The organism is Thermoactinomyces intermedius, from assembly GCF_013912365.1.
In the GTDB taxonomy this organism is placed as follows: domain Bacteria; phylum Bacillota; class Bacilli; order Thermoactinomycetales; family Thermoactinomycetaceae; genus Thermoactinomyces; species Thermoactinomyces intermedius.
Map to the genome: position 1 here is coordinate 42,018 of NZ_JACETT010000048.1, position 14,933 is coordinate 56,950.

Below are 14,933 nucleotides of genomic sequence, written 5' to 3' on the forward strand. Positions count from 1 at the left end.
TGATCCCAGTATACGCATCCGCCCATTTTTTGGTGAAAAATCGTGGAAAACACGGCATCGGGATTGATGGCAGGTACCGCCCGGCCCCCTTGACAGCCGATATCAAAAACCGTGGCAATAAAAAAAGCTGCCGGCCGGTCCGGTCAGCAGCAAAACAAGTGAAACGAACAACTCAGCTTTCTCTTTCTTCACTGGCGGGCATCAAAGAAACGGGACGTGCAGGGGTGAACGTGGAGATCGCATGCTTATATACCATTTGTTGCTTGCCGTCACTGTCAATCACAATGGTGAAGTTGTCAAAGCCGCGGATCACACCGCGCAATTGAAACCCGTTCACCAAATAAATGGTAACTGGTACTGATTCTTTACGGATTTGGTTGAGGAATGTATCTTGAATATTGATTGTTTGTTTCAAAACCCGTACCTCCTATGTATTTACATTTAACGTTATTGTACTCTATTCTCTGGCCAAAGGAAACTTTCCTGCCACCAGTTCTTCAATTTCTCGAAAAGATTGGGAATTTGTCACGTCAAACCAATGGATTTCTTTTAAACGCCGAAACCAGGAGAGCTGTCGTTTCGCGTATTTCCGCGATCCTCGCTTGATGAGATGAATCGCTTCGTCCAACGTGATTTCGTTTTTCAAATAACTTACAATCTCTTTATACCCGATTGCCTGCATGGAAGTCAAATGAAGCCCGTATCCTTGCTCCCACAGTTTTTTCACTTCCTCCACCAGGCCTTTTTGGATCATCTCGTCCACCCGCCGGTTAATCCGCTCGTACAATTGTTCCCGCGGCATGGTGAGACCGATCCACAGCACGTCGTAAGGGGAGGTTCCTTTTCCTTTCAGCTCGGAAAATGGCTTTCCAGTAACATGATAAACTTCCAAAGCCCGAATCATACGTCGGAGATCATTGGGATGCAATTTTTTGGCCTGGACCGGGTCCACTTCTTCCAACCGCCGGTGCAACGCTTCATTGCCTTCCCGCCGGGCAAACGCATGCAGTTCTTCGCGAAGCATGGGGTCCTCTTTGACATGGGGCATCAGGTAATCATGGACCACCGCTTCGATGTACAAACCGGTCCCACCCACCAGGATGGGCAGATGCCCGCGCCGGTTGATCCCGGTGATTATTTCCCGGGCCAGCTGTTGATATTCCTGAACCGAGAAATTTCGATCCGGAGGAAGAATGTCAATGAGATGATGAGGAACCCCCTCCATCTCCTCCGGCATGATTTTGGCCGTCCCGATGTCCATTCCCCGGTAAACCTGCATGGAATCTCCGGAAATAACTTCGCCATGAAACCGTTTGGCCAGCCGGACGCTCAAACCGGTTTTTCCGACCGCCGTCGGTCCGACAATGACAACAAGCTTTTCTTTCACCGGTGCCCTCCTTTCCGGATCACACCCCAAGCATAATTGGATGAGGCTTTTACAATCGTAAAGCCCAGGCGTTCAAACTCCCCGCTTTTCGGCCGTTCTTTCAACAAAACAGCCCTCCTGGCCACCCGCACGGCTTCTTGCACCGACTCCGGGTCCAAAGGTTCCGGGTTGGCCAGGGGCTTTAACATTTGCATGGCTGACGACTGTTTCACCGTTTCCCGGAACATCGGGTCAAACATCACCACATCAAAGGATTGATCCTCCAATTGTTTCAAATAGGTTTGATAACGGGCCTGAACGATTTCAACCCTCCGCATCGCTTCATTCAAAGCTTTGCGCCCGGTCCGGTAGGTTTGCAGGCCGTGCCCGGCGATCGCCGCGATGACCGGCTCACTCTCCAACGCCACAACCCGGCCTTTTTCCCCGACCACATAACTGGCCACGATGGAATCCGCCCCCATCCCCAAGGTACAATCCAGGACATGATCCCCTTCTTTCAGTCCCGCCGCCGTCACCATGCTGTCCGGCTGCCCGGCAGCCAAATGTTTGATGCGAAGGGCGGACATGTTGGGATGAAAAAAGAAGGCGTGGCCTTTTTTGTCTTCATAGCGCCATCCATCTTTGCTGACAATGACCGCCTGACCTGATGCCGTCTGCTCGAAAAGCGCTTGAAGAGACCGGCGACCGCGCCGGACGAACGGCACCTTCCACTCACGGGCCAATTCTTTTGCTTCGTTTGTTTCCTGGTCTCCCGGGTGAAAAGATGTTGTGACAAACAATATTACATCACCCTTTTAAACATTTTTTCCAATTCATAAGTTGAAAAATGAACAAAAATGGGCCGTCCGTGCGGACAAGTAAACGGATTTTCACAGCGGCTCAACTGGTTCAACAGTTCTTCCATCTCTTCTTTGCGCAAATAGCGGTTGGCTTTGATCGCCGCTTTGCATGACATCATTTTGGCGGTGGCATCCCTCAGTTGAGCAGTCTCCACTTTCCCGTGTTCTTTCAGCCAATCAATGATCTCATGAATCAATTGTTGGGGATCCTCTTTCGGAAACCACGCGGGATAAGCGCGGATCACAAACGTGGTTCCGCCAAAAGGCTCCATTTCCAGGCCCCACTGATTCAGATAATCCAGATGCATGTTTAATATTTCGGCTTCGGCCGGCGTGCACTCGATCGTCATGGGAATCAAAAGGGAATACTGGTGATGATTTGCTTCCCCCAGCTTTTTGGAATAAATCTCGTAATAAATGCGCTCATGTGCCGCGTGTTGATCCAGCAAAAAAAATCCGTCTTCCGATTGCGCCACGATATAAGTGCCGTGGACCTGCGCCAACGGGGTCATGGGCGGCAACCGATCTTCCCCGTTTGCTTCCGCCTCCTCCGCCTCCGTTTCTTCTTCCAAAACCGCCGGAGCGGGAATGGGTGTCTTTTCCTTTGCTTCTTCCCGGGTCGGATTCTGCTCCGACCACGCACTCAAGGAGGATTGATATCCCGACTCTTTGGGTTCCGGTTCGCTTTGGGACGGGGAGGGATCCGGAAAGACCGGCGCCGGATTTGTTTCCTTCGCTTCCTCTTTCTTGGCCGGCTCTTCTTTCTTGACCGGCGCAACCGGGCTTTCACGCAGTTGCCATGACGAATCGGGCCGGTCGGACGGATAGGGATTCACGGCAGGTCTTTTCCCTTGGTTCCACCGCAACGTTTCCTGCTTATACTCCGGTTTTTTCACCGCTGATTCCGCTTTGGGCGTCGCAACCAACCGCTCTTTTTGCAAGGCTTGCCGCACCGTTTCTTCAACCAGCCGGCAACATTCTTTTTCCTTGCTGAGTCTTGCTTCCAACTTGGAAGGGTGGACATTGACATCCAACAGCTGCGCATCCATCTCCAAATGCAAAACCCCGACCGGGAACCTTCCCGTCGGCAACAAGGTGCCGAAAGCACGCAAAATGGCTTGGGTGATCGGCAGGGAACGCACATAGCGCCCGTTTAAGATGATGGTCAAATAAGACCGGTTGGAACGGGTAATTTCCGGTTTGGTGATCCATCCGTAAACCCGGAAGTCCATATCGCTTCCTTCGATCGAAACTGCCTGACCGGCCACCTGTTTCCCGTAAATGGAAAGGAGTACATGCTTCAAATTTCCGTCTCCCGCGGTCTGAAACAACTTCCTCCGGTTGTGGGTCAGGGAGAACGAAATTTCCGGATGGGCAAAGGCCAACCTTCCCAACACATCGGCAACGTGGCTGACTTCGGTATTGACCGTTTTCAAATATTTTAAACGGGCGGGAGTGTTATAAAACAAATCCCGGACAATCACATCGGTTCCCTTGGAACGGGAGGTTTCCTCCACCGCTTCAATGTCGCCCCCGGCGATTTTCACTTTGGTCGCCAGCTGTGAAGGATCCTGCGTGGTCACCATTTCCACTCTGGCAACTGAAGCGATGCTCGGCAAAGCTTCTCCCCGAAAACCGAGCGTCCGGATGGAATACAGATCCCGTTCCCGTTTGATTTTGCTGGTGGCATGGCGGGAAAAGGCCAACACGGCATCTTCCCGGTCCATGCCCGAACCATTATCCGACACCTGAATAAACGAAATCCCGCCTTCTTCTATCATGACCTGCACCCGGGTGGCGCCGGCATCGATGGAGTTTTCCACCAACTCTTTGACAACCGATGCCGGCCTTTCCACCACTTCTCCCGCGGCGATTTGGTTCGTCAAATGATCATCCAGCACTTGAATGATGCCCACGATCCACTCCCCTCCTTTTTCCGCGTTGATTAATTTAATTTTTGTTTGATCTCATGCAAAAACTGCATGCATTCAAACGGAGTCTTATTCATTAAGTCCCACTTGCGGACGGCCTCCAAAATTTCTTGTTCTTCGGGGGTCAAAGACGAAGCGGCTGTCTCCCGGGCTGCCGGCTGAATTTCCAACGGATCGAACAAGGACAACTGCCCCGACGAATCCGGGGAAACACCCGTGTTTGAAGCTCCGGGGGTGCCGTTTTCCAATTCGGCCAACAGCTGCTTGGCTCTTGTGATCACTTCTTTTGGCAGCCCGGCCAGCTCGGCCACCTGAATCCCGTAACTGCGGTCCGCCCCTCCCGGGACAATCCGGTGCAAAAAGACCACCTTTCCGTTCCGCTCGATGCATTGGGCATGCACATTTTTCAGCCGGGACAACGATTCTTCCAGCTTTGTCAACTCATGATAATGGGTGGAAAACAATGTCTTGGCCCCCACATGATCATGAATGTATTCCACGATGGCATGCGCGAGCGCCATTCCGTCATAAGTGGATGTCCCCCGGCCCACTTCGTCCAAGAGGATCAAGCTCCGCCGGGTGGCCTCCTTCAGGGCATGGCAGGTTTCAGACATCTCCACCATAAACGTGCTCCGCCCGCCGGTCAAATCATCTGCCGCCCCGATCCGGGTAAACACGCGGTCCACTATGGAAATTTCCGCTTCTTCCGCCGGAACGAAACTTCCGATCTGGCTTAAGATCACAATCAAAGCCACTTGTCTCATGTATGTGCTTTTTCCGGCCATGTTCGGTCCCGTCACCAACAGGACCTGGCGGTTTTCCTGGTCCAACTCCGCATCATTGGCAACAAATTCCCCCGTATGGTTCACGGCTTCGACGACCGGATGGCGGCCTGCTTTGATTTTCAGCTGACTGCCCGTATGCACTTTCGGACGGACATACTGATACTTTTGGGCAATCAGCGCAAAGGCGTGCAAAACATCCAACTCGGCCACCCGCCCGGCCAGCGATTGCAAACGTTGAACTTGGGCCGCCACCTGATCCCGGACTTTTGTAAACAGTTCATATTCCAGTTCCACGGATCTTTCCGAGGCATTTAAGATGAGCTGTTCCCGTTCTTTTAATTCCGGCGTGATATACCGTTCCGAATTGGCGAGCGTTTGCTTGCGGTGATACCGGTCTTTGGGAACCAGATGCAGATTGGACTTGGTGACCTCGATATAATAGCCGAACACCCGGTTATAACGGATTTTTAACGACTTGATTCCCGTCAGGTCTCTTTCTTTTTGCTCCAGCTCGGCAATCCAGCTTTTCCCGTCTTTCTGGATCTTCCGCAATTGATCCAATTTTTCATGGAAGCCTTCGCGGATGATGCCGCCTTCCTTGACGGAAACCGGTGCTTCTTCCACCAACGCTTCGTCGATGAGGTTTTTGACATCCGTCAACTCATCCATTTTTTCCGCCAATTCCTTCAGCGGCCGGGAGTCGGATTGCAACAATTTTTCTTTCAGTTCAGGAATGATGGAAAGCGATCTTTTCACGCTGTTTAAATCCCGCGCATTCGCCGATCCGTAAGAAATGCGCGCTGCCAGCCGTTCCAAATCATAAACCTGCTTCATCCGGTCCCGCACTTCATCCAGCAACAAAAAATCAGAAAGCAATGCTTCCACCATATTTTGGCGCCGGGTGATCTCTTCCAGTGACAGAAGCGGCTTGTCCAGCCACTTTTTCAACAAACGGCTTCCCATTGCGGTGGCCGTTTGATCCAACAGCCACAAAAGCGAACCTTTTTTCTTTCCTTCGCCAAGCGTTGCCGTCAATTCCAGGTTTCTTCTCGCCGCTTCATCCAACATCATATACTGCTTGGCGTCATACCGGTGCAACCGCTGCAAATGATGCAAAGCCCGCTTTTGTGTTTGTTTCAGATAAGAGAATAACAAAGCGACCACTTTTCGCAAAAACGGGGTATCGCACAACTCGGGATATTGCGGAAACTGCGCCGGCAACTCTTCGGACAATTTCTTTTCGGAACCGGCATCCAGGTCATGCGGCGTGATCAAACATTTTAAGCGGGTTTCAATTTGTTCTTTCACCGCCGCTTGCTCTGCCAGGGATACATCCAACACGATTTCCTTCGGCTGATAGGAAGAAATTTCATCCAAAATTCCGTCCAGCGAACCGCCCATCTCCGTGATGTGGCACTCTCCCGTGGACAGATCCACTGCTGCCAATGCCATTTGATTCGCGCTTCCGGTCAGTGTCACCAAGAAATTGTTTTCCTGGTCAACCAGCATGTTTTCTTCCATGATGGTCCCGGGCGTGATCACGCGAACCACTTCCCGCTTGACCACCCCTTTGGCAGCGGAAGGATCTTCCACCTGCTCACAGATGGCGACTTTATATCCCTGATCAATCAGTTTTTCCACATAGGTGTGAGCCGAATGATAAGGAACCCCGCACATGGGAATGCGTTCACTGCCGCCATCCCGGCTGGTCAATGTAATCTCGAGCTCTTCGGCTGCTTTTTCGGCATCTTCGAAGTAGAGTAGGAACAAAGCGCCTTGCCGCCTTCTGACGGCAGGTTTCTCTGAACCCCTCTCCGAACCGTACGTACACCTCTCGGCGTATACGGCTCTCCGCTTGCTCAAATCCGGCCTTGGTCCGGCGGTTCGGATCCGTCCATCCGGTCGACATCGCCATGGCAGATGGGATCGTCCTTGCATTGAAACCCTTCGTCATGGAAGGTGGCAAACGCTTTTTCCCCGTCTCCGGTTTCAACCGGTACCCGAAAGACCCCCGCATGCATGTACTTCTTCAAAAGTTGGTGCACGGAGCACCTGTATTTCATGGCCAACGTTTTATACATGCTGAATTTCAGCAAATGGGCATACCGCGACAAAGTGCTGACATTCTCCGCCAATTGGTAATAACGGTACATGCGCCGGATCTCCCGGTTATAAACGTGCAGGATCTTTGCATCGGAAAGATGAACCAGTTCCTTCTTATGTACCGGCTTCAGCTTGCCGTTTTGTTCTTTCACCGCCCCGAATTGATACAGCCTTTTGATCCGGACCTCTTTGGGAAGAAGCAGTTTGCACTGCTCTTTGACGGTGATGTCGTATCCGAGAAACCGCACATGTTTTTTGGCATGTTTTAAATCGAGTGCTTCGCGGGAAAAAGGAAGGTTCAATTCCTGTTGCAAAAACCGGACAATCTCATTCCCGATGGCGGAGGATTCCTTCTTGGAACCGGTCACCCCCAATAAGATCTCCCCGGCATAACGCGTATACACGAGCCGTTTATAAGCCGGATCCCACGGATCTTCCCGGGGAATTTGTTTCAACTGCTTTGTCCATTGTTGTTGCAGCCGTTTCAAATCCTCTTTTTCCGCTTCGTTTTCTGCATCCCTTCTTCTTTGTTCCACCTGTTTGATTCGGGCAAGAAGCTTCTCGTAAGCCGGATTCACCCTGCGCTTCTTTCCTTTGGAAAACTCACGGATCAGCGTTTCCACGTGACGGTCCAACGCATGGAAATAAATATTGACCAAAACCGGGCTGATCCATCCGCCCACGGGAACCCCGCTGAAGGTGCGGTGAAATTGCCAATCCTCAAACCATCCTGCCCGCAAAAACTTGTTGATGAGCCGGATGAACTTTTCATCCTCAATCCTTTTTCTGAGAAGGGAACGCAGCACTTCAAAGGAAATGGAAGGAAAAAAAGAATGCAGGCTTCCGTGCAGCAACCATTTGACACCGGAAAAATTTTTCTTTACTTGCAACAAAGCGGTATGGCAGCTTCGGTGAGAACGGTAACCATGGGACAAGTCCGAAAAAGAACCCTCGTAGATCGCCTCGAGTAGCATGCGGACAATCCATGCCACCAGGCAATCCCGGAGCGGTTCCGTCTTCCCGGCGCCGGGAAAGGGTGCCGGCTGATAGGTTTCGTTTTTCAATTCCTTTATCAAGGCTTCCAGCTGTCCGGGAAGGAGTTTCCGGTGTCTTGCCTGAGGGAACCGGCGGATCAGTTCCTGGTATGCCTTTTGATAAAACCGCGGGTTGTACAAATTCCGGTAAATCCTTTGGAACAAATAGGTTGAATCGCCGGACTTTGCGGCCAGACTGTTTAATACGTACTCAGGATTTCTCATAAAGCCTCACGCTTCTTCCTTTGTCGTATAAAACCCGAGCAAGCTGCCCCCCTTCGCCGTGTACCGGGCTTTCCCCGGCTCAGACTACTACGGGGGCTCCGTCACCATATCGGATATTCAGGCCCTGATGGCCATAGCCCGACAGGCAGGCATTCCGACTCAGGTGATCCCCATTTAGACTTATAGAGACAGGCACGTTGTGATGTCGGATGTGACGTTCGCCCTTTTCCTCTGACAGAGGCTGCCCAGCCGCAGGACGCACCGATGACCGCCATGTCTTTCTGCGAATCATCACGGCTGCATGGCGTATACAGCTGCCTTCCGCCATGGGCTACGATCAACCGGCTCGGGCTGTCATTCAAGCAATCCAGCTTTCATCCTCATTCACAACTTTTCATCTCGCCACTCAGTCGCACGATGGCAGCTTCGTGACTCGTGACTTTACCAACATGCTACACTCCCCTTCAGGTTTCCCCTCCGGGTCAGTTGGTCGATGATGGGTGTTTGCCGCGTCCCTCACCCACTGCCTTGCCAAGGGCAGATTCCCTATAAGTCCTTATGGGCGCACAAACATCTCGTAAAAATCGCCTAAACGAAAAAATAAGAAGGCATCCGGATATTGTGCCTTGATCGACAAGTATTGCTGAATCATCGGAGTATATTTTGCCAAAGTTCTCTGCCTCCGTTACAATATTTTTCACTGCAATATTTTAACATGAATCAGGGCACCGTCCCACTTTTCCATTATTTTTTCTTGTGGTAGGGCGGCAATTTCCACACTTTTCGGATATCTTGCGATTCGTTCCAGGTGGATCCCGAAGTCAGGTATCTGTAGAATTTATCCAGATATTCCTTATTACGTACGTAATAAGGGCATTTCTTCAATTCGCTCCACAACACGGGCAACCACTCGGCCAGCACCTCTTTATCCCCCTGATAATACGCTTCTTGGACTTCTTCCTCGTCCAGCGGATAATAATTCAAATACCGGTAGTGGATGGCAATCAACTTCGCCACGACAAAAACCCCTTTGGTCAGGGTGGGGGAAATCAGCCAACTGGGTAACGTCCGGTATTCAAACCCGCCGTGGTCCTGATACCGGAAATCCCCCAAAAACCCGTACTTGGGGCGGCGCCCGATCCCCTGCGGATCTTCCACGATCGCCAACAATAACGCCAAATAGTTGTCCAAAGCCCGCAACAATTTAAAGTTTGGTTGAACACCACTGAAGTGGATATGCCCTCCCAACGGGAAAGCATGGTGCGGCAATGCGCCGGCCAGCCATTTTGCCGGTGCGCGTCCTGTTTTTTTGGCTGCGTACAACAGCCCTTTAAAAATGTTGATAGCCAGTGCGCGCGGATCTGAAGTCGGCTCCGGCCGGATCTCCACCAGCGGCTTTAAGGAACGGTTTTGGTTCATCCAGATCGCATCGCACCCCACCCTCCCTTTCACCGGGAAATACCGGGATGCAATCAATAATCCCCCGGACCTTCCTTCCATGATAAACTCCGGATCGGCTCCCAGCACCACCTGGTTCCAGGATATGGCCGGAAGATTTACACACTCTTTCACATATTCTTGTACGGCTTTCACAAAGCTTTGTTTCAATTCTTTGTTTAACTCGGGATCACAAACCACCTGCCGGACAAAATATTTCCGGTTGGGCCCCACGGCCAGGCGCACCAGTCCGTAATCCAACCCCAACGCATACAAAGCCCGGACGGCCCATTCTTTGATTTTCCTCACTTCCCGCGACGGATCCTGCAAAGAGACCCGCCGGAAACTGTTTTTCCGTTTCCTCTTCGGCTCCGCCAACCAGGCCCCTTGTTGATTGGAACAATAAACCGCCAGCACGTTGGTTTGGAAAACGGCGACCATGTACTCCCGCAAGACCGGCTGATGATGGGAATGCACGGGAATTCCGTGCATCCGCAAGATCCGGTGGCAAGTCGAAGGATTTTTTGTCCTTTGGACATATCTTTCATCATTTAATATCAAAACCGGCTCAGACACGGCCACCGATCCGCTCTTTTCCAGATGAATGGTTGAGGCAAGTCTTCCTTGTTGTTCAATCAAAAGATTTCTGATGGATTGCTGATTGTTCACATCCATATATGGAAGGGTGACGGCTCCCATAACCTTTCCCCTTTCTGTGCATCCCCTTTTTCTGTCAAGAGCATTATGATCTATGTTATGTCTTGGCTTCTCAATTGGTTAAATGTTGTTTTTCGGATCCAAACACAAAAATAAACTGCTGACTGGGTGCCAGCAGTTCCCGGTATCAGCAGGAATATCCGTTGATTAATCTTCCAGGTCATCGATGATCAAATCCGGATCCAGTTCATCAAAAGAATCTTCATCCACATGTTCTTCATAGCTTCCCGCCAAATCTTTATCATCAGTTTCTGCATATTCTAACGGATAGACCGGTACACATATCTTCGTTTGTCCCACCATTTCAACTGCAAATTCTTTTTCAACCCGGACGACAATGCCGTCAGCGATTCCATCCGTGTGCGAAGCGATGGATGCTTCCACACAGTTGGGAGCCTGCGTCACCGTGGCGCTGACGGTAACGGTGGAATCACGGGTGTTGCGGTCATAATAGCTCAGCGGGACTTGCTCGGTGTAATAAACGGTTTCTTTTATCACATCGGTTTTGGTGTTCCCTTTGGTGGAATACCAGATGTTCACATCGTACTTGCCGCTGACTTCCACGGCTTCCCCTACTTTTGTGCATTCGTACTGATGATTAATCACCCATGCCCCCAAAATCGTATGGATATTTTCCGGCGGCTTCACTGTGTGCGTGGACTGTAAGAATCTGCGTCCTTTTCCGCATACAGCCTTGGTGATAATTTGTCGGTATTCCATGGCTCTATCTGGATATGACACCATACTTCCCTCCTCCAAGCATCATTCAATAACAAGTGTATGCAGGGCAACTGTCTAGGGTGCAAAAAAACCCCCGGGAAATCATCCCGGGGGAAAATTTTTTTTACCGCGAACAGCCACAAGGCCCGCCGCTTCCACATCCCTGCCGGATTTCACCACCGGTTTCAACGGACACTTTTTTGGAAACGGTGGTGCCAATCACTTGCTGGATGGTTTGCAAAAGATCATTCACTCCCACTTGCGTCTGCTGATACTCCCGGACGATGGGGAGGTTTTCCAGCTCCTGATTCAACTGTTCCAGTTCTTTTTCCAAGATGCGGGCATATTTGGTTTTCTGATAATGCTTGGCATGGACCAATTCTTTTTGCTTTCGCTTGATGGTGTCAATATAATTCTGGACGGTCTTGCTTTTTTTCACCTGCGCTTCTGCGGCACGAAACCGTTGGATTTCTTCGCTTTTTAAAATCAAGTCCGCAAACTGCCGGGCTTGCACCAACACGGGATGGTTTTCAAATGAGGTGTTCATTTTATCCTCCCACTTTCGTCAGAGGTTCCTCTTCCACCCAAACTCCTTTTAACGTCCAGGTCTGCGGTTCATCGATCCGGACATGGGCAAATTTCCCGATCAGATGTTTCGGTCCCGTGAAATTCACCAGCTTGTTGGTACGGGTCCGCCCCGACAAAACATCCGGATTTTTCTTACTTGTGCCTTCCACCAGAACTTCCACCACCTGGCCGCGGAGCGCTTCGTTTTTCCGGCGGCTGATTTCGTTTTGCAGATCGTTCAAACGTTGCAAGCGTTCTTTTTTCACTTCCATCGGCACGTCATCTTTCATTTTGGCGGCCGGTGTTCCCTCACGCGGAGAGTAAATAAACGTAAACGCCGAATCAAACTCCACTTCCCGGACAAGGGACAGCGTTTCTTCAAATTGTTCTTCCGTTTCTCCGGGGAAGCCCACGATAATGTCGGTGGTCAACACCACATCGGGGATGGCTTTTTTGATTTTGCGGACCAATTCGAGATAAGACTCCCTGGTATATTTGCGTGCCATCAATTTCAAAATTTGCGAGCTTCCGGATTGAACCGGCAGATGAATGTGCTCGACCAGATTTCCGCGCTTGGCCAGAACCTCGATCAGATGGTCATCAAAATCACGAGGGTGGCTTGTCGTAAACCGGACACGCGGAATGCCGATTTTGCGGACATCATCCATCAAGTCACCAAACCGGTAATTGATATCAGTGAAATCTTTTCCGTAAGCATTCACGTTTTGTCCGAGCAAAGTCACTTCCTGATAGCCTTTGCGCGCCAATTCGCGAATCTCATTCAACACGTCTTCGGGACGGCGGCTGCGTTCTTTCCCCCGTGTATAAGGAACAATACAGTACGTGCAGAATTTGTCACATCCGTACATAATGTTGACCCAGGCACGCAGTCCGTCTTCACGCTTCTTGGGCATGTTTTCGACCACATCGCCCTCTTTGGACCATACTTCCACGACCATTTCCTTGCTGAACAAGGCGTTTTGCAACAAGACCGGCAAGCGGTGGATATTGTGTGTGCCAAAGATCAAATCCACATGCTGATAACTTTTTAAGATCCGGTTGACAACCACTTCTTCCTGGGACATGCAACCGCATACCCCGAGGATCAAATCCGGGTTTTCCAACTTCAGGTGTTTGAGGCGTCCCAGTTCGCCAAACACTTTGTCTTCCGCATTTTCGCGAATGGCACACGTATTCAGCAAAATAATGTCCGCTTGATCTTCCCGGTCTGTCCGTTCATAGCCCATTTGTTCCAGAATCCCGGCGATCGTTTCGCTGTCATGCACATTCATTTGGCATCCGTAAGTTTGGATCAAATATTTCTTCCCCGCGCCGACACCACGCATGTTATCGGGGATCTGATCAAATTGAATCACTTCCACACCCGACTTCCCCCGTCTTTTGGCGGCTTTCAGATCGGGTGCAACAAAATATTGGCTGTAATCTTTCTCTTTTCGTTCCATTTCATTCACCCTTTCTGGTGAGATTGCTTCTATAATGAATGAATCCATGATTTCGATGGCTGAACACGAATACTGCAATTTTTTTATTATACACGATGAATGACATGTGTTCAATAAAGATCCTCGGATGATTCTCCCCCATTATAACATGTTGTTGCAAATTTCCCAGCCGGGGAAAGTGAATTTTTGCAAATTGTTTGTGCTGCAAACTTGTTTATTTGAATAAACAAACAATCAAGCCGGATCTCCCTTCTGTGAAAAGGAAATCCGGCTTGCGCCTCAGTTTTCTTCGAAATGAACTTTCCCATCGGCCAAGGATACGATTTTCACCAGCGATTCCACACGGATTCCCTGCTTACGAAGATTGGATCCGCCAGGCTGAAAAGATTTTTCAATCACCGCCCCCAATCCGGTCAACCGGGCCCCTGCCATGCGGATCACTTGAATCAAACCTTCCGCCGCTTGTCCATTGGCCAGAAAGTCATCAATCACCAACACCCGGTCCTCCGGGGTTAAGAACTTTTTCGACACCACCACGGAAGTCGTCTCTTGTTTGGTGTATGAATAAACTTTGGCTTCATAATACGAATCCTTCAGTGTCAGTGACTTTTTCTTCCGGGCGAAAACCACGGGAACGTTCAATGCCAATCCGGTCATGACCGCCGGCGCAATGCCCGACGACTCGATGGTTAAAATTTTGGTGACGGATGCATCTTGGAAACGCCTGGCAAACTCTTCCCCGATTTCCCGGATCAAAAAAGGATCGATTTGATGATTCAAAAATGCATCCACTTTTAAAATGTCGTCAGACAACACCAATCCTTCTTTGACAATATACTCCTTCAGTTTCTGCAACCGCTCTCCCCTCTTTCCATCGGTTGATTCAAAACTGTGCTTGTCTCTCCATGATAATGGATGCACCGCCCAAACAAAAGCTACAAATCGATCGTCATGCCGGAATAAGCGGTCTGGCAAACACCGTCAAAAACCGCCATGGCTTCCTCTTTCAGCTGATCCGGATCATACCCGGGATACAAATGGGTCAAGATCAACCGCTTGGCCTTGAGCCGGGCGGCAGCGAGCCCGGCTTGTCTGGCCGAAAGATGCCCTGTTGGCTGATCCGGCAAATCTTTATGTAAAAAGCTTGCTTCACAAACAAACAGATCGGGGCTTTCTCCCATCTTTTCCCAATCTGTCCCCGGGCCACTGTCTGCCCCGTACAAGATGGTGTGTTGACCGTCATGGATCCGCATGGCAAAACAAGGAACGGCATGATCAGTGCGGAAAAAATGCACGGTCAGCCGACCGCCCAAATGAATTTTCATCCCTTCCCGGATCCCGCTTCGCTCAATCTCTGTTTTGTAACGCAGCTTTTCAAACCAACCGGCCGGTTTCTCCGGTGACCAGACCGCAAGGGGGTGTTTCCTTTTCCCTTGTTTTCGGGCTGTCATGACCGCGTACTGCAAGACAAAAAAGTCAACCAGATGGTCGTGATGCAAATGCGACAACAAAACGGCATCCAACGCTTCGACGGCGACCCGTCCGGCCAGCCGGGCCAGTGTTCCGCTACCGCAATCAATCAGAATTTTTTTCCCTTCCGCCTCCAACAGATAACCGGGCGTCCCTCCCCCCGGTGCCGGATAGGGAGAATGGCAACCAAGCACTGTCCATCTCATCTGGCATCCTCCTTCGCATTCCATGATCACAACAAATTTTTCATCCATT

12 protein-coding genes and 1 pseudogene are annotated in these 14,933 nt (G+C 50.5%); all 13 read right to left on the reverse strand.

The window, feature by feature from the left end:
• Positions 1-172 precede the first annotated feature (172 nt).
• The 13 genes and pseudogenes from hfq to H1R82_RS11415 all read right to left on the reverse strand — a co-directional run bounded on the left by hfq (position 173) and on the right by H1R82_RS11415 (position 14,884).
• Positions 173-415: an RNA chaperone Hfq gene (gene hfq, locus H1R82_RS11355; protein ID WP_037996856.1), complete on the reverse strand. Its 243-nt coding sequence runs from the start codon at positions 413-415 to the stop codon at positions 173-175.
• Between the two features lie 42 nt (positions 416-457).
• Complete coding sequence (gene miaA / locus H1R82_RS11360; RefSeq protein WP_181732585.1) at positions 458-1,387, reverse strand: tRNA (adenosine(37)-N6)-dimethylallyltransferase MiaA; 930 nt, start codon at positions 1,385-1,387, stop codon at positions 458-460.
• The gene (locus tag H1R82_RS11365; RefSeq protein WP_181732586.1) at positions 1,384-2,166 is read right to left on the reverse strand and encodes a class I SAM-dependent methyltransferase; all 783 of its coding nucleotides are present in this window, start codon (positions 2,164-2,166) and stop codon (positions 1,384-1,386) included. The genes miaA and H1R82_RS11365 overlap by 4 nt, the downstream gene beginning before the upstream one ends.
• Positions 2,167-2,168: 2 nt before the next feature.
• A complete protein-coding gene (gene mutL, locus H1R82_RS11370) occupies positions 2,169-4,142 on the reverse strand; it encodes a DNA mismatch repair endonuclease MutL (protein WP_181732587.1) in 1,974 nt (657 codons plus the stop codon).
• A 29-nt stretch (positions 4,143-4,171) separates the two neighbouring features.
• Entirely contained in the window at positions 4,172-6,712 is a 2,541-nt protein-coding gene (gene mutS / locus H1R82_RS11375; RefSeq protein WP_232334009.1) for a DNA mismatch repair protein MutS, read from the reverse strand.
• Positions 6,713-6,801: 89 nt separating this feature from the next.
• A complete protein-coding gene (locus tag H1R82_RS11380) occupies positions 6,802-8,304 on the reverse strand; it encodes a reverse transcriptase/maturase family protein (protein ID WP_181732589.1) in 1,503 nt (500 codons plus the stop codon).
• Between the two features lie 568 nt (positions 8,305-8,872).
• Positions 8,873-8,974, reverse strand: a pseudogene (locus H1R82_RS14945) (MutS N-terminal domain-containing protein); the annotation flags it as partial.
• A 74-nt stretch (positions 8,975-9,048) separates the two neighbouring features.
• Complete coding sequence (locus tag H1R82_RS11390) at positions 9,049-10,440, reverse strand: putative amidoligase domain-containing protein (protein WP_181732590.1); 1,392 nt, start codon at positions 10,438-10,440, stop codon at positions 9,049-9,051.
• A 165-nt stretch (positions 10,441-10,605) separates the two neighbouring features.
• Entirely contained in the window at positions 10,606-11,178 is a 573-nt protein-coding gene (gene cotE, locus H1R82_RS11395; RefSeq protein WP_232334012.1) for an outer spore coat protein CotE, read from the reverse strand.
• Positions 11,179-11,302: 124 nt separating this feature from the next.
• Complete coding sequence (locus tag H1R82_RS11400) at positions 11,303-11,725, reverse strand: YlbF/YmcA family competence regulator (RefSeq protein WP_181732592.1); 423 nt, start codon at positions 11,723-11,725, stop codon at positions 11,303-11,305.
• Position 11,726: 1 nt separating this feature from the next.
• The gene (gene miaB, locus H1R82_RS11405) at positions 11,727-13,208 is read right to left on the reverse strand and encodes a tRNA (N6-isopentenyl adenosine(37)-C2)-methylthiotransferase MiaB (protein ID WP_181732593.1); all 1,482 of its coding nucleotides are present in this window, start codon (positions 13,206-13,208) and stop codon (positions 11,727-11,729) included.
• A gap of 279 nt (positions 13,209-13,487) precedes the next feature.
• On the reverse strand, positions 13,488-14,063 hold the full coding sequence (locus H1R82_RS11410; protein ID WP_181732594.1) for a xanthine phosphoribosyltransferase: 576 nt from the start codon (positions 14,061-14,063) through the stop codon (positions 13,488-13,490).
• 80 nt (positions 14,064-14,143) lie between these two features.
• Positions 14,144-14,884 (reverse strand): MBL fold metallo-hydrolase, encoded by a 741-nt coding sequence (locus H1R82_RS11415; protein ID WP_181732595.1) that lies wholly within the window; start codon positions 14,882-14,884, stop codon positions 14,144-14,146.
• Positions 14,885-14,933: the final 49 nt, after the last annotated feature.